The sequence below is a fragment of the Methylorubrum podarium genome (assembly GCF_040270385.1).
GTDB lineage: Bacteria > Pseudomonadota > Alphaproteobacteria > Rhizobiales > Beijerinckiaceae > Methylobacterium > Methylobacterium podarium.
Map to the genome: position 1 here is coordinate 1 of NZ_JBELQE010000050.1, position 20,663 is coordinate 20,663.

The following is a 20,663-nucleotide window of genomic DNA, read 5'->3' on the forward strand; positions in this document are numbered from 1 at the left end:
GCGGCGGCCCCCCCCCCCCGCGCCGGCGGGCCCCCCCCCCGCCCCCCCGCCCCGCGCCGGCGCCCCCCCCCCCCCCCCCCCCCCCCCCGGGGGCGGCCCCCCCCCCCCCCCCCCCCCCCCCGCGCGCGGCGCGGGGGGGGGGGGGCGCCCCCCCCCGCCCCCCCCCCCCCCGGCCCGCCCCCCCCCCCCCGCCCCCGCGCCCGCCGCGCCGGCGCGTCCGACCGGCCGCAGCGCTTCCGGCGTCGTTCTGCGCACCCTGAGCGAGCAGGAGCGGGATGCCCGCGCCGCCGCCCTGGCCGACGCGCAGCGCCGCGAGGCTGACGCCCGCGCCCGTGCCGAGGCCGAGGTCAAGGCTCGCCGTGACCGCGAGGAAGCCGAGCGCCGCGAGCGTGAGGCCGCCGAGGCGCGTCGCCGCGAGGAGGAGGAGCGCCGCCGCCAGGAGGACGAACTCCGCCGCAAGGCCGCCGAGGATTCCCGCCGCCGGGCCGAGGAGGAAGCGGCCCGCGCCGCCGCCGCGCCGGCCGCAGAGGAGCCCGCTCCGGCCGAGCCGGCCGAGGCCGCTGCGCCCGCCCAAGCTCCGGCTGCCGCGCCGCACCATCACCGCGGACGTGAAGAAGCCGCGCGACCTGAACTTCATGGCGCGCCCGACGCCGGCACCCGAGCCCGAGAAGGCGCCGAGCCCGACGACCGCCGCCCGCCCCGCGGGTGCGACCGCCGCCGCGCGTCCCGCGGCCCGTCCCGGCGCCGCCGCGGCCGACGAGGAAACGGACACCAAGCGGGTGATCCGTCGCCCGGGCATGCCGCTCAAGATCATCACGCCGCCGAAGACGCCGAAATCGCCGGGCGGCGACCGCAACCGCGGCCGTCTCACCATCGCCAACGCGACCGCCGGCGAGGAAGAGCGCACCCGCTCTGTCGCCTCCTTCCGCCGCCGCCAGCAGCGCATGAGCGGCCACCGGCACGAGGAGCCCAAGGAGAAGATCGCCCGCGACGTGACCATTCCCGAGACGATCACCATCCAAGAACTCGCCAACCGCATGTCCGAGCGTGCGGTCGACGTCATCCGTCTGCTGATGAAGCAGGGCCAGATCCACAAGATCACCGACGTGATCGACTCGGACACCGCCCAGCTCATCGCCGAGGAGATGGGACACACGGTCCGCCGCGTCGCGGAGTCGGACGTCGAGGAGGGTCTGACCTCCGACGAGCCGGATCTGGAGGAGGATCTGGAGCCGCGTCCGCCGGTCGTCACGATCATGGGTCACGTCGATCACGGCAAGACCTCGCTGCTCGACGCGATCCGCGCGGCGAACGTGGTCGAGGGCGAGGCCGGCGGCATCACCCAGCATATCGGCGCCTACCAGGTGGCGGCGCCGTCGGGCGACCTCATCACCTTCATCGACACCCCCGGCCACGCGGCCTTCACCTCGATGCGCGCCCGCGGCGCCAAGGTGACTGACATCGTCGTGATCGTGGTGGCGGCCGATGACGGCGTGATGCCCCAGACCGTCGAGGCGATTCAGCACGCCAAGGCGGCGGGCGTCCCGATGATCATCGCCATCAACAAGATCGACAAGCCGGACGCGAACCCGCAGCGGGTGCGCACCGAGCTCCTGCAGCACGACATCCAGGTCGAGTCGATGGGCGGCGAGACCCTGGAATTCGAGGTCTCGGCCAAGACCGGCGACGGTCTGCCGAGCCTGCTGGAGGGCCTGCAGCTCCAGGCCGAGATCATGAACCTGCGCGCCAACGAGAAGCGCGACGGCGAGGGCACCGTGATCGAGGCTCAGCTCGACCGCGGCCGCGGCCCCGTCGCCACGGTGCTCGTCCAGCGCGGCACGCTGTTCACCGGCGACATCATCGTCGCCGGCGCCGAGTGGGGCCGCATCCGCGCCCTCATCGACGACACCGGCAAGCACATCCCCTATGCCGGCCCGTCGGTTCCGGTGGAGGTGCTCGGCTTCAACGGCACGCCCGATGCCGGCGACCGCGTCATCGTGGTGCCGAACGAGGCCCGTGCCCGCGAGGTCACCGAGTACCGCGCCCGGATCAAGCGCGAGCGCCTGAACGCCCGCACCGGCGGCGCCAACCGCTCGCTCGTCGACATGATGCGCGAGGCCAAGGAAGGCGCCGGCCGCAAGGAGCTGCCGATCGTCATCAAGGGCGACGTGCAGGGTTCGGTCGAGGCCATCGTCGGCGCGCTCACCGCGCTCGGCAACGACGAGGTCGGCGTGCGCATCCTGCTCTCGGGCGTGGGCGGCATCACCGAGTCGGACATCACGCTCGCCAACGCATCGAAGGCGGTGGTGATCGGCTTCAACGTGCGCGCCCACAAGGAAGCGCGCAACGCGGCCGAGCGGGACGGCACCGAGATCCGCTACTACAGCATCATCTACGACCTCGTGGACGACATCAAAGCCACGCTGTCGGGCATGCTGCCGCCGACGCTCCGCGAGGAGCGTCTCGGCGAGGCGCAGATCCTGCAGATCTTCGACGTGTCGAAGGTCGGCAAGATCGCCGGTTGCCGCGTCATGGAGGGTGTGGTCCAGCGCGGCGCCCATGTCCGCCTGCTGCGCAACGACGTGGTGATCCACGAGGGTCGGCTGTCCCAGCTCAAGCGCCTCAAGGACGATGCCAAGGAAGTCACCGCCGGCTACGAGTGCGGCATGTCCTTCCAGAACTACCAGGACATGCGCGTGGGCGATTTCATCGAGTGCTTCAACGTCGAGGAAATCAAGCGCACGCTCTGAGCGGCCCTCCCCTACCGCACTTGCTCAAGCGGGGCCGCGGCGAAAGCTGCGGCCCCCTTTGTTTCCAGACACGAGCCTGACGGTTCAGCGACGTCGATCATCCGATGGCCCAGAAGCAGAATCCCTCCGCCGGTCCCTCGCAGCGCCAGCAGCGCGTGGCCGAACTCGTGCGCCACGCCCTCGCCGAGGTGCTCCAGCGCGGCGACATCCAGGATCCGGTGCTCGGCTCCCACGTCGTCACCGTGCCCGAGGTGCGGATGTCGCCGGACCTCAAGCTGGCCACCGCCTACGTCATGCCGCTCGGCGGCCAGGACGAGGCGCCGGTGATCGCCGCGCTCGACCGGCACAAGAAGATTCTCCGTCAGGAGGTCGCGCGGCGGGTGAACCTGAAATACGCTCCCGAGCTGCGATTCCGCCGCGACGAGACCTTCGACGAGGCGGCGCGCATCGACCAGCTCCTGAGGAGCGAGAAGGTCCAGCGGGATCTGGAAACGGCCCCCCGCGAGGACGACGAGGCCGAACCGGATTCGCCCTCGCGCGATTGATGTTGATCCGGGCGGCCCGATTCCCGCCGCCCGCTCACCCACCGGGCCGCGTGGCGGACCCGTGACAGACCCCCATGACGGGACGAGTCCGTCGAGAAAAAGCCCGTCGATCGAGGACAGGATGCAGGACGAGATTTCTTCCGAACGCGCCGCCGAGGCGCCGCAGGGACCGCGCGGCGACATGCGCCGGGACGGACCGCCGCGCGCCGGGCGCCGCCCGCAGCGCGGTCGCCCGCGGCAGGACCGCCCGAAGAAGAACGACGTCAGCGGCTGGGTCGTGCTCGACAAGGGCGTCGGCATCACCTCGACCCAGGCGGTGGCGGTGGTGAAGCGCCTGTTCAACGCCAAGAAGGCGGGCCATGCCGGCACCCTCGATCCGCTGGCCTCCGGCATCCTGCCGATCGCGCTCGGCGAGGCGACCAAGACCGTCCCCTTCGTGATGGACGGCCGCAAGGCCTACCGCTTCGAGGTGACCTGGGGAATCGAGACCGACACCGACGACGCCGAGGGGCGTCCGGTCGAGACCTCGGAGACCCGGCCGAGCCGCGAGGCGGTCGAGGCGGCGCTGCCGTCCTTCGTCGGCGAGATCGAGCAGGTTCCGCCGCGCTTCTCCGCCATCAAGATCCAGGGCGAGCGTGCCTACGACCTCGCCCGCGACGGCGAGGTGGTGGAACTCGTGGCCCGCGCCGTGCGCATCGACCATCTCGCCGTGATCGAGCATCACGGCGACCGCACCGTCATCGCCGCCGAATGCGGCAAAGGCACCTATGTCCGGGCGCTCGCCCGCGACCTCGGGCGCATGCTCGGCTGCTACGGCCACGTCTCGGCCCTGCGGCGCACGCGCGTCGGCCCGTTCGAGGAGGCCACCGCCTGCAGCGTCGCCGCCCTCGAAGAGAGCACGGAGATGCATCTCCACCCGGTCGAGACCGCTCTGGAAGATATCCCGTCGGTCGCCGTCAGCCGCGACATGGGCCTTCGCCTGATGCGCGGACAGCCGGTGATCCTGCGCGGGCAGGACGCGCCGGTGGAAGGCAAGGCCTACGCGACCTGCGGCGGCGTGCTCGTCGCCGTCGGCGACGTGGAGCGCGGCGAGCTGGTGCCGCACCGCGTGTTCCATCTCGGCGGAACGGCCGCGCCGCGAAACTGAGGCAAAGCTCGGCTCCCTTTGCCGAGCGATATATTTACGTTGAGGCAAGATGATCGCGGCGCTTTCATCACGGCCATGCAAGCATAGCCGGCTCTAATTAACCTGGGATCAAGCCCGCACTTCCTAAAAGTCCGCCGACTCCACGGATCGGCGGACTTTTTCATGCGGGTATCTCTTGGCCTCAAGCTGGCGACGGTGGTCGGCCTGCTCGGCCTCGTCGGGGCCGGTATCTCGGCCTTCGCCCTGCGGCAGGCGTCGCAGGAACAGGCGCGGGCCGCTGTCACCGAGTCGTTCTGGGATGCCGGCCTCCAGGCGCGGGGCCTCGCTCAGGCGATCGAGCACGCCGTGGTTCAGGCCAGCGCCGTCTACACCGCGTCCGACACGGACGAGGCGAAGGCGCGGCTCTCGGCACTCCAGACCGCCCTCGGCGAGGTGGAGGCCGCCCGCGGGCCGTTCCTGACCGCCATGGAAGGACACCTGCCGCCGGAGAAGCGACGCAAGCTCGATCTCGCGGTCAAGGAATTCATGGCCTACCAGACGGAGACGGCCGAACTCGGTCTCACGGTCTCGCCTCGCGCCGCGCTGATCCAGGCGACCGACGAGGCGACGGTCAAGAATCGCGAGCGCATGGTGCGGGAGATCTCGGCGCTCGGCCGCGACGTGCTCGCGCGCCTCGACGGACAGCGGGAGGCCGCCGCGCAGGCGCAGCACACCGGGGTGGTCACCCTGATCGCCGCACCGGCCGCGGCACTGATCATCGCGCTCCTCGCCGCGTTCTGGATCATCCGGACGCAGATCCAGCGCCCGCTGCACCGGCTCAAGGCGACGATGCAGGCGCTTGCCGACGAGCAACTCGACGCGACGGTGCCGTTCACCGGCCGCCGCGACGAGGTCGGCGAGATGGCCCGCACGATCGCGCAGTTCCGGGCGGCCCTGATCCAGAAGCGCCAGCTCGACCACGCGGCCCGGGATCGTCTGGCCGAGGACGGCGCCCGCGGTGCGCGGCTCGAGGCGGCGACACGGGCCTTCGAGGAGGAGACGACGCGGGCGGTCAGCGATCTCGCGGGCTCGGCGCAGGCGATGCGCGCCGCGGCGGACCGGCTGCGCGAGACGGCTGGCGACACGACGCTTCGCGCCGCGGAGGTCGCGGGCGCCTCCGAACAATCGGCGGGCGTGGTGGACAGCATCGCCGGCGCCACCGAGGAGCTGTCGAGCTCGGCTCAGGGCATCGGCGAGCGGGTGCGCCACGCGAGCCGCATCGCCGAGACGGCGCTCACCGATGCCCGCGGGCTCGAGACCACGGTCAGCGCCCTGTCGCGGGCGGCGGACGAGGTCGGCGCGGTGGTCACGCTGATTCGCGCGGTGGCCGAGCAGACGAACCTGCTGGCCCTGAACGCGACCATCGAAGCCGCCCGCGCGGGCGAGGCGGGGCGCGGTTTCGCCGTCGTCGCCGGCGAAGTGAAGGCCTTGGCCGGCCAGACCGCGGCGGCGACGGATCGCATCGCCGCCCAGGTCACCGCGATCCAGCAGGCCGCCTGCAGCACCAGCGGCGCCATCGGCGAGATCGGGCAGACGATCGCGCAGCTCAGCCTCATCGCCTCCGAGGTCGCCGCGGCGGCCGAGCAGCAGGGTCAGGCCAGCCACGAGATCGCCCGCGCCATCGCCGGCGCCGCCGCCGACGCCCGCACGGTCTCCGAGAACATCACCGGTGTCCGCCGCGCCGCGGCCTCCAACGAGGAGCGCTCCGACGAAGTCCGCACCGGCGCCGAGCGGGTCGGCGAGGGCAGCGCGGCGCTGCAGGCGGCCATCGCGACCTTCCTGGAGCGGGTGCACGCGGCGTGAATGGGTCTACCCGGCTCGCCCTCGAAGGTTCGGTTCAGCAGTCCTTCCCGTCCGACATCGCGATGTGGGCGGCGAAGCCGGTGAGGTCCGCTCTGACCGCCTGAGGGCGCAACTCCATCGACGGGATCGCGTAATCCCCGCCGTTCTGCCGTCGGAACGGGATGGGGGATGTCTCGAACAAGGTCCGCATCCGGCGTTTCAATGCAGCGGCGGTGGTGCCGAAGGTGGCATCGTCCATCCGGTCGGCGCGATAGACCACGAACGGCGGCAGCACGTCGTAGCCCGGATAGAACAGCACGCCGTGATGGATGGGGAAGAGAAGGTCCTCGATCGGCCCGTTGATCCCCCGAGGACCATAATGCGACGGCCAGCCTCCGGCCGTCACGATGAGCATCGCGCGCTTGCCGGCGAGCGTGCCCTCGCCGTAGCGATCCCCCCAGCGCGTCTCGCTGTGCTCGCCGACGCCGTAGGCGAAGCCGCACGCGTAGACCCGGTCGATCCACCCTTTCAGGATGGCCGGCATGGAGAACCACCAGAGCGGAAACGCCAGGATCAGGGCGTCCGCCCAGAGGAGGTCGTCTTGCGCGGCGGCGACATCCTTGGTGAGATTCCCGGTGGCGAACGCCGCGCTGGACGCCGCCGGTACCCGCAAACGTTCGGAGGCAGGCAAGGCCGGGAAGTCGCGCCGGTCGACGGCGCATTTCCACCCGATGGCGTAGAGATCGGTCACGCGGACGTCGTGGGTGTCCGAGCGGAGTTCGGCGACGGCCGCATCGCGCAAGGCGTTCGTCAGCGATGCCGGATCGGGATGGGCGGAAACGACGAGGATCTTCATGCCTGCGGCTCACCGGAGAAAGGTGGCGCGAGGCTAGGCGCGTCCGGATTCATCCGGTAGCTGAGGGCAACGGATAGGATCATGCCGCCGAATGGATCGATCGGGCGTCACGCTGGAACGGATGCGCAGCTTCGCTCGTGTCGTCGAGCGTGGCAGCCTGTCCGCGGTGGCCCGCGAGCAAGGGGTGGGGCAATCGACCATCTCGCGGCATGTCGCGGACCTCGAAAGCGCGCTCGGCGTCACGCTCCTCAACCGGACCACGCGGCGCATCACCCTGACGGACGAGGGTCAGCGCTTCCATGCCGAGGCGCGCACGATCCTGCGGCTGGTCGATGAGGCGACGGACGGAGCCCGGAGCGCCGGCGGCGGTTTGACCGGCATGGTCCGCGTGTCCTGCACCGCCGCTCTCGGGGTCCGGCATGTCTGCCGAATGCTCTTCGCGATACAGGATCAGCATCCGGAGATCGTGGTCGATCTCAGCCTGTCCGACGCGCGCATCGACCTCGTGCGGGAGGCGGTCGATGTCGCGATCCGTCTCGGACCGCTGGTCGATAGCTCGATGCAGTGCCGGACCATCGGTCAATCACGCCGCGTCCTAGTGGCATCCCGCACGTATCTCGCGAGGCACGGGCGCCCCGAGACGCCCGGCGACCTGAGCCGGCACGCTTTCATCCGCATGAGCAATGTCGCCGGTCACGCCATGCTCCAGCTTCGCCGGCCGGATGGAACCGAGGTCCTGATCCCCTTCGAAGGTCACCTGCTGGTCGATCACGGCCTGGCGGCCCGCGAGGCGCTGATCCAGGGACGCGGGATCGCGGCGGCCCATCTCTGGCTCATCGACGATCTGCTGGCGGCCGGCACGGTCGAGCCGATACTGCCCGATTATAGGCCCGAGCCCGTACCGCTCTCGCTTCTCATCGTGCCCGGTCGCACGCGCATCAGGCGCGTCCGCATGCTGGTCGACTCGATCGCGGCCTCCTTGGCGGCGCTGCCGGGGCTCGTCCAGGAGTGATATGGTTTCCGGGTGATCCCTTCGGCTACCGCCTCTCTCCTCCCCCTTGTGGGGAGGGGACAGGCCGAGCGATGACCGAGGCGTTCAAGCGGAAACCGTATGATGTCTGGATTCATGGCCGCGCGAGCCATCGGCAATCCGCTCGACCGGCTTGCCGCCGGTTCGCCTCGCCCGACGGCCCTATCCCCGAGGCGGTAGCCCGGCCTCGATGATCCGCGCCCAGAGCGAGGCGCCGTAGGGGATGGCCGCGTCGTTGAAGTCGTAGTCCGGGTGGTGCAGGCCGGCGGAATCGCCGTTGCCCATGAAGATGTAGGCGCCCGGCCGGTGCGCGAGCATGTAGGAAAAGTCCTCCGCCGCCATCATCGGCGCCACGTCCCGCTCGACCTGCTCCTCGCCGACGACCTGGGCGGCGATGCCGGCCATGAAGTCGGTCTCCGCCGGATGGTTCTCGGTCGCCGGGTAGCCGCTGGCGAAGTCGATGCGCGCCCGCGCGCCGAAGGCGGCGGCCACGTTCTCCGCGATGGCGGCGAGCCGCTCGCGCATCAGGCCGCGCACGGCCGGCGTCAGCGCCCGCATCGTGCCGCGCAGCTCCGCCGTCTGCGGCAGGACGTTGAACGCCTCTCCCGCCTCGACCGCGCAGACGGAGACGACCGCCGAGTCGAGCGGGTCGATGTTGCGGGCGACGATGGATTGCAGGGCGACCACGATATGGCTCGCCACCAGCACCGTATCGACCGCCGCCTGCGGCAGGGCCGCGTGCCCTCCCCTGCCCTCGATCAGGATCGTGAAGCGGTCGGTCGAGGCCATGATCGGGCCGGGGCGGATGGCGAAGGTGCCGACCGGCTGGCCGGGAATGTTGTGCAGGCCGTAGACCGCCTCGACGCCGAAGCGCTCCATCATCCCATCCTGCACCATCGCCTCGCCGCCGCCGCCGCCCTCTTCGGCCGGCTGGAAGATCAGCACCGCGCGGCCGTCGAAATCGCGGGTCTCGGCGAGGTATTTCGCGGCGCCGAGCAGCATGGCGGTGTGTCCGTCGTGGCCGCAGGCGTGCATCTTTCCCGGCACCGTCGAGCGATAGGGAAGGTCGCGAAGCTCCTGGATCGGCAGCGCGTCCATGTCGGCGCGCAGGCCGATCGCCCGGTTCGAGCCGTGCGCCCGACCGCGGATCACCCCGACGACGCCGGTCCGGCCGATCCCGGTGACGACCTCGTCGCAGCCGAAAGCGCGCAGCTTCTCCGCCACGAGACCGGCGGTGCGATGGACGTCGTATTGCAGCTCGGGATGAGCGTGGAGATCGTGCCGCCAAGCGGTGATCTCCTCCGAGAGATCGGCGATGCGGTCGATGACGGGCATGGATCCAACCTTTCCGGAGGGTTCCAGCAAGCAGAAGGCCAACCGCGGGTCAACGGCCAAGCCTCAGCGCGTCCCCGCCCCTCCCGCCAGATCGTCGAGGATCGGGCAGTCGGGGCGGTCGTCGCCGCAGCAGCGCTCGGCCAGATGTTCGAGGGTGCGGGCCATCGCCTCCAGCTCGCCGATGCGGCGGCGCAGGTCGGCGACGTGGTCGAGCGCCACCGACTTCACCGCCGCGCTGGCGCGGGAGCGATCGTGCCAGAGCGCCAGCAGGTCGGCGATCTCCCGCATGGAGAATCCGAGGTCGCGCGCCCGGCGCACGAAGCGCAGGGCGTGCAGGTCGGCCTCGCCGTAGACGCGGTAACCCGAGGCGGTCCGGCCCGCGGGGCCGAGCAGGCCGGTCTCCTCGTAGTAGCGGATCATCTTGGCCGAGACGCCGGTGGCGCGGGCCGCCTCGCCGATGGTGACGGATCGCTCGCTCATGTATCGGCTCCCGCCCGCCGGAGGCGCAGGGCGTTGCCGACGACGAAGACGCTGGAGAGCGCCATCGCCCCGGCCGCGAGCACCGGCGAGAGCGGGGGCCCGCCGAAGGCGACGAGCGCGCCGGCGGCCACCGGGATCAGCGCGGCGTTGTAGGCGAAGGCCCAGAACAGGTTCTGGCGGATGTTGGCGATCGTCGCCCGCGACAGGACCACGGCCTCGACCAAGCCGCCGAGCGCGCCGGACATCAGCACCACGTCGGCGCTCTCCACGGCGATGTCGGTGCCCGTGCCGATGGCGATGCCGATATCGGCCTCGGCGAGCGCCGGGGCATCGTTGATGCCGTCGCCGACGAAGGCGACCGGTCCGTGCGCCCCGCGCAGGCGGCGCAGGGCAGCCACCTTGCCCTCGGGCAGCACTTCGGCCTCGACCTCGGTGATGCCGAGCGAGCGGGCGACCGCCTCGGCGGTGGCGCGGGCGTCGCCGGTCAGCATCGCCACGGTGATACCGCGGGCGCGCAGGGCATCGAGGGCCTGCCGCGCATCCGGCTTGACCGGGTCCGCCACCGCCACGAGCGCCGCGAGCCGACCATCGACGGCGGCGAAGATCGGGCTCTTGCCCTCACCCGCGAGCCGGGCCGCCTCGCTTTCGAGCGCCCCGGTCGCGATGCCGAGCCGTTCCATGTAGCGGCGGCTGCCGAGCGCCACAGGCCGTCCCTCGACCTGGGCCGAGACCCCGTGACCCGGCACCGCCTCGAAGGCTTCGGCCTCGGGGATCGCCCCGGCTTCCCGCGCCGCCGCGGCGACGGCGCGGGCGACCGGATGCTCGGAGCGCGCCTCGACGGCGCCCGCCAGGGCCAGCACGCCCTCCCGGGAAAAGCCCGGCGAGGTGACGAGATCGGTCAGGCGGGGGCGGCCCTCCGTGAGGGTGCCGGTCTTGTCGAGGGCGACGACGCGGGCGTCCTGCAGCGCCTGGAGCGCCGCGCCCTGGCGGAACAGCACCCCGCGCTCCGCCGCCCGGCCGGTGCCGACCATGATCGAGACCGGCGTCGCCAGCCCCATGGCGCAGGGGCAGGCGATGATAAGCACGGAGATCGCCGCGACCAGCGCGTGGCCGAGCGCCGGCGCCGGCCCGAGGACGAGCCATGCGAGGAAGGTCAGCGTCGCGATCCCGATGACGGCGGGCACGAACCACAGGGTCACCCGGTCCACGAGCGCCTGGATCGGCAGCTTGCCCCCTTGCGCCTCCTCGACCATCCGCACGATCCGCGCCAGCGCCGTGTCGGCGCCGGTGCGGTCCACGGTGAGGTCGAAGCTGCCGGTGGTGTTGAGGGTGCCGCCGACGACGCGGGCGTCCCGGCCCTTCTCCACCGGGACCGGCTCGCCGGTGATCATGCTCTCGTCGACGAAGGAGGAACCGGAGGCGACGGTGCCGTCCGCCGGCACGCGCTCGCCGGGGCGCACCCGGACTCGGTCGCCGACCCGGAGGTCGGCGGCCGGCACCTCGCGCTCGTTCGCGCCGTCCACCAGCCGGGCCGTCTTGGGCGAGAGGTCGATCAGCCGGGCGATCGCCGCGCCGGCCCGGCCCTTGGCGCGGGCTTCGAGGGTGCGCCCGAGCAGGATCAGCGTGACGATGAGGACACTCGCCTCGAAGTAGAGATGCGCCGACCCGTCCGGCAGCCATGCCGGGGCGGCGGTCGAGACCAGCGAGAACAGGTAGGCCGCGCCGGATCCCAGGGCGACGAGGGCGTTCATGTCCGGATGGCCGCGCAGCAGGTTCGGCACGCCGATCCGGAAGAAGCGGCGGCCGGGCCCGGCCAGCACCAGGGTCGCGAGCACGGCCTGGAGCCAAGCGAGAGCGCTTGCGCCGACCACGCCCGTCACCGCGTGGTGGAAGCCCGGCAGCAGGTGGCCGCCCATGTCGAGCACGACGACCGGGCTCGACAGCACGGCCGCGACGATCAGGTCGCGGCGGAGGGCGGCCGCCTCCCGCTCCTGCCGCTCCTCGTGCGAGCGGTCCTGCCCTGCCGCGAGCGCGCGCGGCTCGTAGCCCGCCCGCCGCACCGCGGCCTCGACATCGCTCACCGAGACGGCCCCGGCGGCGTGGCGCAGCTCGGCCCGGCCGGTGGCGAGGTTGACGCTCGCCGAGACCGCACCGGGCAGCGCCAGGAGCGCGCGCTCGACCCGGCCGACGCAGGAGGCGCAGCTCATGCCCTCGACGGCGACGGCGGTGACGGTTTCGGGCACGTCGTAGCCGGCCTCGCGGATCGCCTCGACGGCGCGCGACGGCGGCGTGCCGACCGGGAGGGCAAGGCTGGCACGGCCGGTGGCGAGGTTGACGGCGACGTCGGACGCACCGGGCAGGGCGGCGAGCGCCCGCTCGACCCGGCCGACACACGAGGCGCAGCTCATGCCCTCGACGGGCAAGGTCAGGCGGAACGCCGCCTTCGACGCGGCGGGCTCGGACGGCATGGCGGGGTTTTTGAGAAGCGTTTCCATGCCGCCTCAGGTGGGCCTTCCCATCATGGGAAGGTCAAGGGGTCGTCTACGTCACCACGCCATCTGGCGGCAGGATTCCTCGCAGGCGCGGCAGGCGGCGACGCAGGCCTCCATGTCACCGATTTCCTCGCAGGAGCGTGCGCAGGCCGCGCAGATCTCGGCGCAGGCACCGCATTGGTGACGATGGACGGCGCTGCCGATCAGCATCAGCTGGGCGGAGGCCTGGCACGCCTCGGCGCAGGAGAGCATGAGCCGAAAATGTTCCGGCTCGACATGCCGACCGCCGACTTCCAGGCAGTGCTGGGACGCCATGCCGAGGCAGGTCTGGTAGCAGGTAAGACAGGTCTCGATGCAGCGCTGCATCTCGGATGATAATCCGTTCATGGGCGGTGCTCTTCGTTGTCAGTTTAGGGCCGTCATACGGCTCTTTCTGCAACCGAGCCGGGAGAAAGCCGTTCCCACACGGACCTGAGACCGGGAGGGCTATTCTCGGATCGCGGGCTCCGACGGCACCGTCTCTCCCGTCTCCGGCCGATGCTCCGGCAGGCTCACCCGCACGGTCGTGCCCTGGCCCGGCTCGCTCTCGATGACGAGCTTGCCCCGGTGGCGGTTGAGCGTGTGCTTCACGATGGCGAGACCGAGCCCCGTCCCGCCCTGCTGGCGGCTCGACGCCGTATCGACCCGGTAGAAGCGCTCGGTCAGGCGTGGGATGTGCTCGGCGGCGATGCCCGGCCCCTCGTCGCGCACCCGCAGCTCGATCCGCGTCCCGCGCCCGCCGGGCTCCTCGACGCGGTGGAGCGAGACGGCGACCACCCCGCCGCTGCCGCCATACTTCACCGCGTTCTCGACGAGGTTCTCGACGACGCGCAGCAGCTCGTCCCGGTCGCCGAGCACGGGAAGCGGCCCGTCCGGCCGCTCGACGCTCAGTGCGACGCCGCGCTCCTGGGCCAGCGGCGCCTGCATATCGACCATCTGCCGGGCGATGCGGCCGAGATCGACGATGCGGGTCGGCACGACGTGCTCGTGCAGCTCGATCCGCGAGAGCGAGAGCAGGTCGTCGATCAGTCCCGTCATGCGCTGCGCCTGGGTGCGCATGATGCCGAGGAACTGCTCGCGCGCCCGGGGATCGTCCCTCGCCGGGCCCTGCAGGGTTTCGATGAAGCCGAGCAGGGCCGAGAGCGGCGTGCGCAGTTCGTGGCTCGCGTTGGCGACGAAATCGACCCGCATCGCCTCCAGGCGACGCGCTTCGGTGAGGTCGCGCAGGAACAGCACGATGTTCGCCTCGCCGCCGCCGGAACTGTCGGAGAGCGGAAGGGCGCCGATCTGCACCTCGAAGGCGCGCTCGGTCGGGACGCGGGTGGCGTACTCGGTCCTCACCGGCGCCCCCGTGCGCAGAACCTCCTCGATGCCGTCGAGGACATCCGGCGAGCGCAGGGAGAACGAGAGCGGGTGGCGCAGCTTCAGCCCCGGCAGGAGGCGCCGGGCGGCCGGGTTGGCCTCGATCACCACCACGCGGCGATCGACCAGGATGACGGGGTCCGGGATGTTGGCGAGCAGCGCCTCGGCGATGGCGTGGCGCCGCGGCGAACCGGTCTCGGAGGGCGGCAGGATCGCCGCCTGCCCGCCGCGCCCGAGCAGACCGCCGATCAGGAGGGCGAGGCTGGCGGAGATCATCAGGGCGGTATCGACCGTCCCGCCGAGCGCCTCCGCGGAGACGATCACGGCCACGGCGACGGTCGCGCCGAGCCACATCGGACGGGCCTGGTTCGCGGGCATGGCGCGTCAGGAGACCGGGCGGGTCACGGGTCGTTCGCCGCCCGGCGCCGCCGCAGCCGCTGCATCGCTTCGTAGAGCCCGAGCATCAGCAGGGCGAGGACGAAGGGAACGACGTAGTAGCAGACCCGGAACAGCAGCAGCGAGCCCAGCACCGCCTCGCGGGGCAGGTAGGAGAGCGCGAGCAGGATTGTGGCCTCGAACACGCCGATGCCGCCGGGCGCGTTGGAGGCGATGCCGAGCATGGCGGCGAGGACGTAGATCGCCAGGAAGGTCGTGAAGGCGAGGTTCATGCCCTCGGGCATCAGCATGTAGAGCACGGCCGCCGCCGCGCAGACGTCGCCGATGCCGACGATCATCTGGCTGAACGAGACCGTGGCGCCCGGCAGTTCGAGCTGCCAGTGGCGGACCTTGATGTAGCGCCGCTTCACCGAGACCCAGGCGAGGTAGCCGAGCACGAGGCCGAGCGTGCCGAAGCCGAGGATCTGGTTGAGGCGCGCGGTCGTGTTGACGCCGATGCTCTGGAAGGTGAGGCTCGCGAGCTGCCCCGCCTCGATGATGAGGCTGAAGCCCAGCACCACCCCCATCCCGAGCCAGAAGGTGAAGCCGGCGATCACCGTCAGCGCGGCGATCTTGGCGGCGGAGAGGCCGCGCTTCGAGTAGATCCAGTAGCGGATCGTGGCCGCCGTGATCAGCGGAAAGCCGAGGGTGAAGCTCACGGCGTAGCTCGTGAACGAGGCCAGCGCCGTGATGCGGTAGGGCATCTTGAGCCGAAGCTGACGCAGGGCGAGCGCGTCGTAGCAGGTCAGGAACAGGTAGCTGACGGCGACGAACAGGAAGGCCTCGCCGAGCCGGCCCGCGGCGACGGCGGTGAAGGCCGTCCGCAATTCGGCCCAGCTGATCTCTCCCGAGAGCTTCCACAGGACGCCGAGCGAGGCGAGGATGAGGACGAGGCTCGCGGCGGTGCCGATCCAGGCATAGCGCCCGCGCTTCGATGCCGGCTGCGATCCGGCGTCAGCCTCGCGGCCCGCATCGGCCGGCTCGGCCTCCGCGACCGTCCTGTGCTTCCCGGCAGGTTTCATGTGAGAACGGCGTCCGCCTCCGCTGGTCGACCGCAGGATGCATTCGGCACGGGTCGTCCCGGGCGGTGTCGGTCCCGAACCGCCCCCGCGCATTTAGGAGCTTCGATCGCCAAAGGCCAGGGAAGGGCGACGAACACGGGACTGCCCTGCACGGGGAATGCGGCCGAAATCACGCGATCTTGGCCTTTACGGCGCCTCAGCGAGATGCGTGGCCGCCTGTCTCAGCCCCGCCAGGATGCGCTCGCGCACGCTGGGCGCGGTACAGACATAGGTCGGGCTCGGATGCGGGATCGGCACGACCGGCAGGTCCGGCCGCAGGGTGGCGAGCGGCGCCGAGGCCTCCCGCGCGAAGCGACCGGCCGGAACCACGACGGCGAGCCGCGGCAGCAAAGCGAGGAGCGGGGCGAGGTAGGGCGCGGCGGCGGCCGCCTCCGAGCGGCGCGGAGCGCGGTTGAGGGCGCCCGGCGCGTGGATCACCCAGGGCACCGCGTTCCAGATCAGCGTGTCCCGCCGCGCGATGCCGGCCTCGCTCAGAAAGCGGAACAGATTGGCGGCGGTGCCCGTCGCGTTGTCGCGGGAGACGAAGCCGGTGCGGCCGATGGAAGGCCCCGGCGTCTCCAGGAGCAGGAGCAGGCGCGCCTCGACGCCGCCGTCGAGGGGATCGGGGTCGGGCACCTCGGCGCCGCTCTCCGCGGCGATTCTTTGGGCGAGCGACCGCAGCGGCCGGACATGGGGCGCGTCGGCCATCGCCCGGCGCGCGTCGAGGACGGCGGGGTCGCGCAGGCTCTTCGGCGCGTCAGGCGAATCCGGCATCGCGCAGATCGGGCGGGAGCCGGCCCTGCAGGTGGAAGCGCTCGATACCGTCCTCCGCCGCCAGCCGATCCCGCAGCCCCTCCGGGCCGCCGAACTGGAAGCCGATCTGCGACGCGTAGGCGACGCAGGCCTCCGCCTTGCGCCGCCCGGCCTCGGCATCGAGGCGCACGATCTGCTCCGGGAGATGCGCGAAGATCGCCCGCAGCGGCTCCTTCGGCTCGGCGGTGCGGACGGTGTAGGGGAAGTCGCGCCACCACAGCACCGGCAGCGGCGGCTGCGCGCCGCGGAACGCCCGCACCACCTGCACGTGATCGACATGGCCGCCGACGGCCTGCGGCGCGAGGATCAGGTCGGGTCCGGTATCGGCCACCAGCCGCTCGAAGGCGTCGGCGAGATTGGCGCCGATCCGGTCGTCGGAGCGGAGCTCGGCAAAGAGTTCGGGCGCCGAGGCGTAGCCGCGATGCGGCGCTTCGCGGAACGGCAGGTGGACCGGCGCGTCGATGCCGAGCGCCCGGGCCGCGGCGCGATCCTCGTCCCGGCGCAGGGCCATGTAATCGACCTCCGGCGCCAGCCCCTTGTCGAGCTGGCAGGCGAGCGCGAAGCCGCGCGGATTCATCACCGAGGCGGTGAAGACCGTCGCCATGACGACCTGCCATCCTTGCGCAGCGAGCCGCGCCAGGGTGCCGCCGGCCGAGAAGACCGCGTCGTCGAGATGCGGCGAGATGGCGAGTGCGGTGCGCATCACAGCAGGTGCGGCTCCTTGCGGAAGCGGCAATCCGGATCGATCGGCAGCGTCTCGGGGAAGTCGGTATGCGGCCGCTCGCGGGCGACCTGCGCGTAGACCTCCATGATCTGCCGGCCGACGGCCGTCCAGGAATAGACCCGGCGGCACTCTTCGAGCCCGCTCTCGGCGAGGCGTCGGTGCAGATCCTCGTCCTCGATCAACCGCCGCAGGGCCTGGGTGAGACCGCGCACGTCGCCGGGATCGACCAGCAGGCCGTTCTCGCCGTCGCGCAGGCAATCCGAGACGCCGACCGAGTGGGTCGAGACCACGGCGAGCCCGGCGGCCATCGCCTCCAGGATCGTGTTGGAGAAACCCTCCGCGTAGGTCGGCGAGACGAACACGTCCGCCTCGCGGTAGAGGTCCGGCACCGTGTCGTAATCGGCGTAGCCGGTGAAGCGGACCTGGGCCGAGGTGAAGCCGATCGCGTCCGCCTTCTCGCGGGCGGCCTCGACATCGGGGCCGATGCCGGAGATCGCCGCATCGAACGGCACGCCGGCCTCCCACAGCCGCTCCAGGGCATCGAGGAAGTCGAGTACGCCTTTCCGGCGATCGACCCGGCCGTGATAGAGCAGCCGCACCGGCTCCTCGTCCTCGCGCTCGGCCCGGAAGCGCTCGCCGGGGGTGAAGCGGGCGGTATCGACGGCACCGGGGACGATGGTGAAGCGGGACGGATCGGAGCCGAGCCGGTCGCAGACCTCTCGCACGAAGGACTGGCCGCCGATCAGCAGGGCGTTGGCATGGGCCAGCACCTCGACCATCGCGCGGCGGTGGGTCTCGCAGCAGGAGCCGACCCAGTGGCCGTCGCCGCCCTGGATCGAGACCACGGTCGGCACGCCGAGGCGCTTGCCGGCCAGCAGCACCGCCCAGCCGGTGGGGTAGCCGTACTGCGCGTGCAGCACGTCGAACGGCTTCTTCGCGTGCTCGGCGCAGATGGTTTCGACGATCTCGTCGATGTCGCGCTCGAAGTTCCCGTCCGCCTGCTCGCCCTTCTGTTCCAGGCCGATGACGTGCACGCCCGGCACCGGCGGCGGCGGGCCGCCGCCATAGACCCGCGTGCCGAATTCGTCGCCGCGATATTGCGAGATCATCGTCACGTCGTGGCCGGCGCCCGCCACCTCGCGCAGGAGGTTCTGCGCGTAGACGCTCATGCCGGAGATCGCCGGGAAGTAGCGGCGGCTGACGAAGCAGATTCTCATGGATGCGGCAGTCCCGGAACGGCGGTCTCGCGCGGCGCGGCATCCGGCGCCGGCAGGCCGGGGCCGGGTCGGCGGCAGGTGCGCAGGTATTCGAGGGCTTGGCCCACCATCACGTCGGCTCGGTGCGAGTCGCGCGACAGCTCCACGCAGACGAGTTTCTGGAAACCGATCGCGTCGAGCGCGTCGAGCACCGCGGGCACGTCCATGTCGCCCTCGCCGAAGGGCAGGTGGATGTGCTCGCCCCGCTTCATGTCCTCGATCGCCACCGTGCCGAGGCGCGGCGCGAATTCGTGCAGGGCCGCCGCCGGGTCGCGCTCCCCCGTGACGAGGCAGTGGCCGGTATCGAGGGCGAGCGACAGACCGGGCACGTCGAGGGCGGCGAAATCGTCCAGCGTCTCGATCAACATGCCGGGCTCGGGTTCGAGCGCCGCGACGACGCCCTTCTCGGCGGCGAAGTCGGCGACCTCGCGCAGACCCTCGATCAGCCAGCCCTTCGCGTTCTCATGATCGACGCCCGGCTTCGGCACACCGGCCCAGAACGAGACCGCCTCGGAATTCAGGATCTTGCCGATCTCGACGGCGCGCTTGAGGAAGCCGATGCGCCGGGCGCGCCCGGCGGCGTCGGCGGTGACGAGGGTCGGCTCGTGCTTGGCGGTCGGGTCGAGCAGGAAGCGGGCACCGGTCTCGATCACCGAACCGAGTTCGAGCCGGTTGAGGATGCTGGCGATGCGGTCGGCCTCGGCCACCCAGGTCTCGGCAAAGGGGTCGAGGTGGTGGATGTCGAGGGTCAGCGCGACGCCGTCGTAGCCCGCATCCTTGATGAGGCGGATCGCGTCCTCGATGCGGTGGTTGGCGGTGCCGTTGGTGTTGTAGGCGAAGTGCAGGCTCATGCCGACCTCCGCTCGGCTCGCCGACCCTGGCGCTCGTAGCGGAACGGCGCGTGGTGCGATTCCGGCTCGCGGTAGAGCGGGTAGTGCGAGCCGACGATGGTCTCCGCCAGCGCCACGTCGAGGAGCGGCTGACCGCCGAAGCGCTCGATGGCTTCCGGCGTCAGGCGCACGGGCAGGAGCGTGTCGGTCGGCGTGCCGAAGCGGATCAGCGGATGGTCGCGGTCGATCAGCTTCCGCGTGTTGCGCTCGCCGATCCGGTAGTAGCTCATGGTCTCGACTTCGAGCCCCGGCACGATCGCCTTGACGACGCCGATCCCGCCGCCGGGCGGGGAGCAATCGACGTAGAGCACGTCGAAGCCCGCCTCCTCCAGCCGCTCGCGGGCGATCGTTCCGCGGGCATGGCCGTCGGGCGCCGGTGTTGTCGGCAGTTCGGAGAAGGCCTTGGTGCTGCGCTCGGAATAGACCGTGCCGCTCAAGACCTCGCGCAGCTCGGCGGCGGGCATGTCGAGCCAGGCGAGCATGGCCTGGAGCGCCCGGCTCTCCTCGAGATCGAGGCTCGGCAGCGCCTTCTGGATGAAGGCCTCGACGTATCCGGGGGGCGCCACCGTGTCGGCGAGCGCCAGCGGCCCGTGCCCGAAGGTCTTTCGCACCCGCGCGGCCTGGAATTCGAGGAGCGCCTTTCGCAGGGCCCGCTCGCGATCCGGATCGCAGGCCTCGCCGCAGGCCGAGAGCGCGACCGGACAGGGTGTGCGGGCCGGGTCCACGTCGTAGCCGACGACGTAGAGGTTGGTGAGGCCGAACTGGTCGGTGGCGAATTTCGGTAGCGCCCGGATGCCGAGGCTCTCCAGCCGGTCGAGCATGCCGCGAGTCTCGGGGCCAATCCCGTCGAGGTCGAGCATCACGCCCTGGTCGAGGGCGCGGAACAGCAGCCCGTTGCCGTCCCGCTGCAGCAGTTCGAGCAGCCCGTGGCCGAGGGCGAACTCCACGTCGGGGCCGGCGCCGAGGCCGTTGGTGATGAGGTTGGTGAAGGGCTGATAGCCCTGGCGCAGCTCGAAATAATCCGTCGCGGCGATGTCGAGCGGCATCCAGACGGATTCGCCGGTGCGCGCCCGGATCGCCTTGGTCCAGTCGAGAGGGGTGTCGCGGCCGACGGGCGAGCCGGCCGGCAGACACAAGGTCAGCGGGTCGGCGACGGAGGCGGCGCCGTAGACGCGCACGAGGTCGGCGTAGGAGACGGCCGCCTGATTGTCGCCCTTGCGCGGCAGCAGCGCGACGGAGGGCATCAGGTTCTCGGCGATCTCGGCGACCGCGCCGATCAGCGCTTCGTCGTCGGTGGCGCCGTAGCCGATGCCCGACGGCATCGCGCCGACATAGAACGGGTCATCGAGGAAGAGCGCCACGAACCAGACCGGAATCCCGGTGCGGTCGAGCCCGGCCAGATTGAAGCCGACGATCCGGCCCTCGGGCAGCACGTCGAGATAGGCGCGCACCGCCTCGGGCAGACGCTCCGGCAGCCCCTCGATCCGGCGCGGCGCCCCGCGGCGATAGGGGCGCGGCGCGGCCAGGCTCGGGTGGTGGGCGCGGTCGTCCCGGTCGAGGGCGTCGGTCGCTGTCATGTCCGTCCTATCAGCAGCGGCGGACCGGTCCGTCTCCCGCCCGCGCCCTC

General features: G+C 71.6%; 16 protein-coding genes and 1 pseudogene. 5 read left to right on the plus strand and 12 right to left on the minus strand.

Annotated features, from left to right (window positions below):
* Positions 1–292: 292 nt before the first annotated feature.
* The 4 genes and pseudogenes from infB to ABS772_RS07975 all read left to right on the plus strand — a co-directional run bounded on the left by infB (position 293) and on the right by ABS772_RS07975 (position 6,284).
* Positions 293–2,750, plus strand: a pseudogene (infB, locus tag ABS772_RS07960) (translation initiation factor IF-2).
* 104 nt (positions 2,751–2,854) lie between these two features.
* Positions 2,855–3,295, plus strand: coding sequence for a 30S ribosome-binding factor RbfA (rbfA, locus tag ABS772_RS07965; protein ID WP_238256990.1), 441 nt, complete (start codon positions 2,855–2,857; stop codon positions 3,293–3,295).
* A gap of 121 nt (positions 3,296–3,416) precedes the next feature.
* Complete coding sequence (gene truB, locus ABS772_RS07970) at positions 3,417–4,442, plus strand: tRNA pseudouridine(55) synthase TruB (protein WP_350393575.1); 1,026 nt, start codon at positions 3,417–3,419, stop codon at positions 4,440–4,442.
* A gap of 162 nt (positions 4,443–4,604) precedes the next feature.
* Positions 4,605–6,284 carry a methyl-accepting chemotaxis protein gene (locus ABS772_RS07975; protein ID WP_350393577.1) on the plus strand — a complete coding sequence of 560 codons (1,680 nt, stop codon included), beginning with the start codon at positions 4,605–4,607 and terminating at the stop codon, positions 6,282–6,284.
* A 34-nt stretch (positions 6,285–6,318) separates the two neighbouring features.
* On the opposite strand, the gene ABS772_RS07980 is transcribed toward ABS772_RS07975, so the two are convergent.
* A complete protein-coding gene (locus tag ABS772_RS07980; protein ID WP_350393579.1) occupies positions 6,319–7,119 on the minus strand; it encodes an NAD(P)H-dependent oxidoreductase in 801 nt (266 codons plus the stop codon).
* A gap of 91 nt (positions 7,120–7,210) precedes the next feature.
* On the opposite strand from ABS772_RS07980, the gene ABS772_RS07985 reads away from it, so the two are divergent.
* Positions 7,211–8,131 carry a LysR family transcriptional regulator gene (locus ABS772_RS07985; protein WP_350393581.1) on the plus strand — a complete coding sequence of 307 codons (921 nt, stop codon included), beginning with the start codon at positions 7,211–7,213 and terminating at the stop codon, positions 8,129–8,131.
* Between the two features lie 180 nt (positions 8,132–8,311).
* On the opposite strand, the gene ABS772_RS07990 is transcribed toward ABS772_RS07985, so the two are convergent.
* The 11 genes from ABS772_RS07990 to ABS772_RS08040 all read right to left on the minus strand — a co-directional run bounded on the left by ABS772_RS07990 (position 8,312) and on the right by ABS772_RS08040 (position 20,613).
* Positions 8,312–9,484 carry a M20 aminoacylase family protein gene (locus ABS772_RS07990; RefSeq protein WP_350393583.1) on the minus strand — a complete coding sequence of 391 codons (1,173 nt, stop codon included), beginning with the start codon at positions 9,482–9,484 and terminating at the stop codon, positions 8,312–8,314.
* A 63-nt stretch (positions 9,485–9,547) separates the two neighbouring features.
* On the minus strand, positions 9,548–9,964 hold the full coding sequence (gene cueR / locus ABS772_RS07995; RefSeq protein WP_350393585.1) for a Cu(I)-responsive transcriptional regulator: 417 nt from the start codon (positions 9,962–9,964) through the stop codon (positions 9,548–9,550).
* A complete protein-coding gene (locus tag ABS772_RS08000; RefSeq protein WP_350393790.1) occupies positions 9,961–12,432 on the minus strand; it encodes a heavy metal translocating P-type ATPase in 2,472 nt (823 codons plus the stop codon). The genes cueR and ABS772_RS08000 overlap by 4 nt, the downstream gene beginning before the upstream one ends.
* 78 nt (positions 12,433–12,510) lie before the next feature.
* Complete coding sequence (locus tag ABS772_RS08005) at positions 12,511–12,843, minus strand: four-helix bundle copper-binding protein (protein WP_350393588.1); 333 nt, start codon at positions 12,841–12,843, stop codon at positions 12,511–12,513.
* A gap of 99 nt (positions 12,844–12,942) precedes the next feature.
* Positions 12,943–14,235: an ATP-binding protein gene (locus ABS772_RS08010; protein ID WP_350393591.1), complete on the minus strand. Its 1,293-nt coding sequence runs from the start codon at positions 14,233–14,235 to the stop codon at positions 12,943–12,945.
* A 23-nt stretch (positions 14,236–14,258) separates the two neighbouring features.
* Positions 14,259–15,314: a lysylphosphatidylglycerol synthase domain-containing protein gene (locus ABS772_RS08015; protein ID WP_350393593.1), complete on the minus strand. Its 1,056-nt coding sequence runs from the start codon at positions 15,312–15,314 to the stop codon at positions 14,259–14,261.
* A gap of 186 nt (positions 15,315–15,500) precedes the next feature.
* Positions 15,501–16,127, minus strand: coding sequence for a uracil-DNA glycosylase (locus ABS772_RS08020; protein WP_350393595.1), 627 nt, complete (start codon positions 16,125–16,127; stop codon positions 15,501–15,503).
* Complete coding sequence (locus ABS772_RS08025; RefSeq protein ID WP_350393596.1) at positions 16,111–16,872, minus strand: PIG-L deacetylase family protein; 762 nt, start codon at positions 16,870–16,872, stop codon at positions 16,111–16,113. The genes ABS772_RS08020 and ABS772_RS08025 overlap by 17 nt, the downstream gene beginning before the upstream one ends.
* A complete protein-coding gene (locus ABS772_RS08030) occupies positions 16,869–18,107 on the minus strand; it encodes a glycosyltransferase family 4 protein (protein WP_350393598.1) in 1,239 nt (412 codons plus the stop codon). The genes ABS772_RS08025 and ABS772_RS08030 overlap by 4 nt, the downstream gene beginning before the upstream one ends.
* Entirely contained in the window at positions 18,104–18,997 is an 894-nt protein-coding gene (locus ABS772_RS08035; RefSeq protein ID WP_350393600.1) for a sugar phosphate isomerase/epimerase family protein, read from the minus strand. Before ABS772_RS08035 ends, ABS772_RS08030 begins: the two co-directional genes overlap by 4 nt.
* A complete protein-coding gene (locus ABS772_RS08040) occupies positions 18,994–20,613 on the minus strand; it encodes a YcaO-like family protein (protein WP_350393601.1) in 1,620 nt (539 codons plus the stop codon). Before ABS772_RS08040 ends, ABS772_RS08035 begins: the two co-directional genes overlap by 4 nt.
* Positions 20,614–20,663 lie beyond the last annotated feature (50 nt).

Coding starts and splice junctions, on each gene's coding strand:
- ABS772_RS08035 (WP_350393600.1), bottom strand. CDS start 18,997: ATGAGCCTGCACTTCGCCTACAACACCAACGGCACCGCCAACCACCGC.
- ABS772_RS08010 (WP_350393591.1), bottom strand. CDS start 14,235: ATGCCCGCGAACCAGGCCCGTCCGATGTGGCTCGGCGCGACCGTCGCC.
- truB (WP_350393575.1), top strand. CDS start 3,417: ATGCAGGACGAGATTTCTTCCGAACGCGCCGCCGAGGCGCCGCAGGGA.
- rbfA (WP_238256990.1), top strand. CDS start 2,855: ATGGCCCAGAAGCAGAATCCCTCCGCCGGTCCCTCGCAGCGCCAGCAG.
- ABS772_RS08030 (WP_350393598.1), bottom strand. CDS start 18,107: ATGAGAATCTGCTTCGTCAGCCGCCGCTACTTCCCGGCGATCTCCGGC.
- ABS772_RS08005 (WP_350393588.1), bottom strand. CDS start 12,843: ATGAACGGATTATCATCCGAGATGCAGCGCTGCATCGAGACCTGTCTT.
- ABS772_RS08015 (WP_350393593.1), bottom strand. CDS start 15,314: ATGAAACCTGCCGGGAAGCACAGGACGGTCGCGGAGGCCGAGCCGGCC.
- ABS772_RS07990 (WP_350393583.1), bottom strand. CDS start 9,484: ATGCCCGTCATCGACCGCATCGCCGATCTCTCGGAGGAGATCACCGCT.
- ABS772_RS07985 (WP_350393581.1), top strand. CDS start 7,211: ATGGATCGATCGGGCGTCACGCTGGAACGGATGCGCAGCTTCGCTCGT.
- ABS772_RS07980 (WP_350393579.1), bottom strand. CDS start 7,119: ATGAAGATCCTCGTCGTTTCCGCCCATCCCGATCCGGCATCGCTGACG.
- ABS772_RS08040 (WP_350393601.1), bottom strand. CDS start 20,613: ATGACAGCGACCGACGCCCTCGACCGGGACGACCGCGCCCACCACCCG.
- cueR (WP_350393585.1), bottom strand. CDS start 9,964: ATGAGCGAGCGATCCGTCACCATCGGCGAGGCGGCCCGCGCCACCGGC.
- ABS772_RS07975 (WP_350393577.1), top strand. CDS start 4,605: ATGCGGGTATCTCTTGGCCTCAAGCTGGCGACGGTGGTCGGCCTGCTC.
- ABS772_RS08020 (WP_350393595.1), bottom strand. CDS start 16,127: ATGCCGGATTCGCCTGACGCGCCGAAGAGCCTGCGCGACCCCGCCGTC.
- ABS772_RS08000 (WP_350393790.1), bottom strand. CDS start 12,432: ATGCCGTCCGAGCCCGCCGCGTCGAAGGCGGCGTTCCGCCTGACCTTG.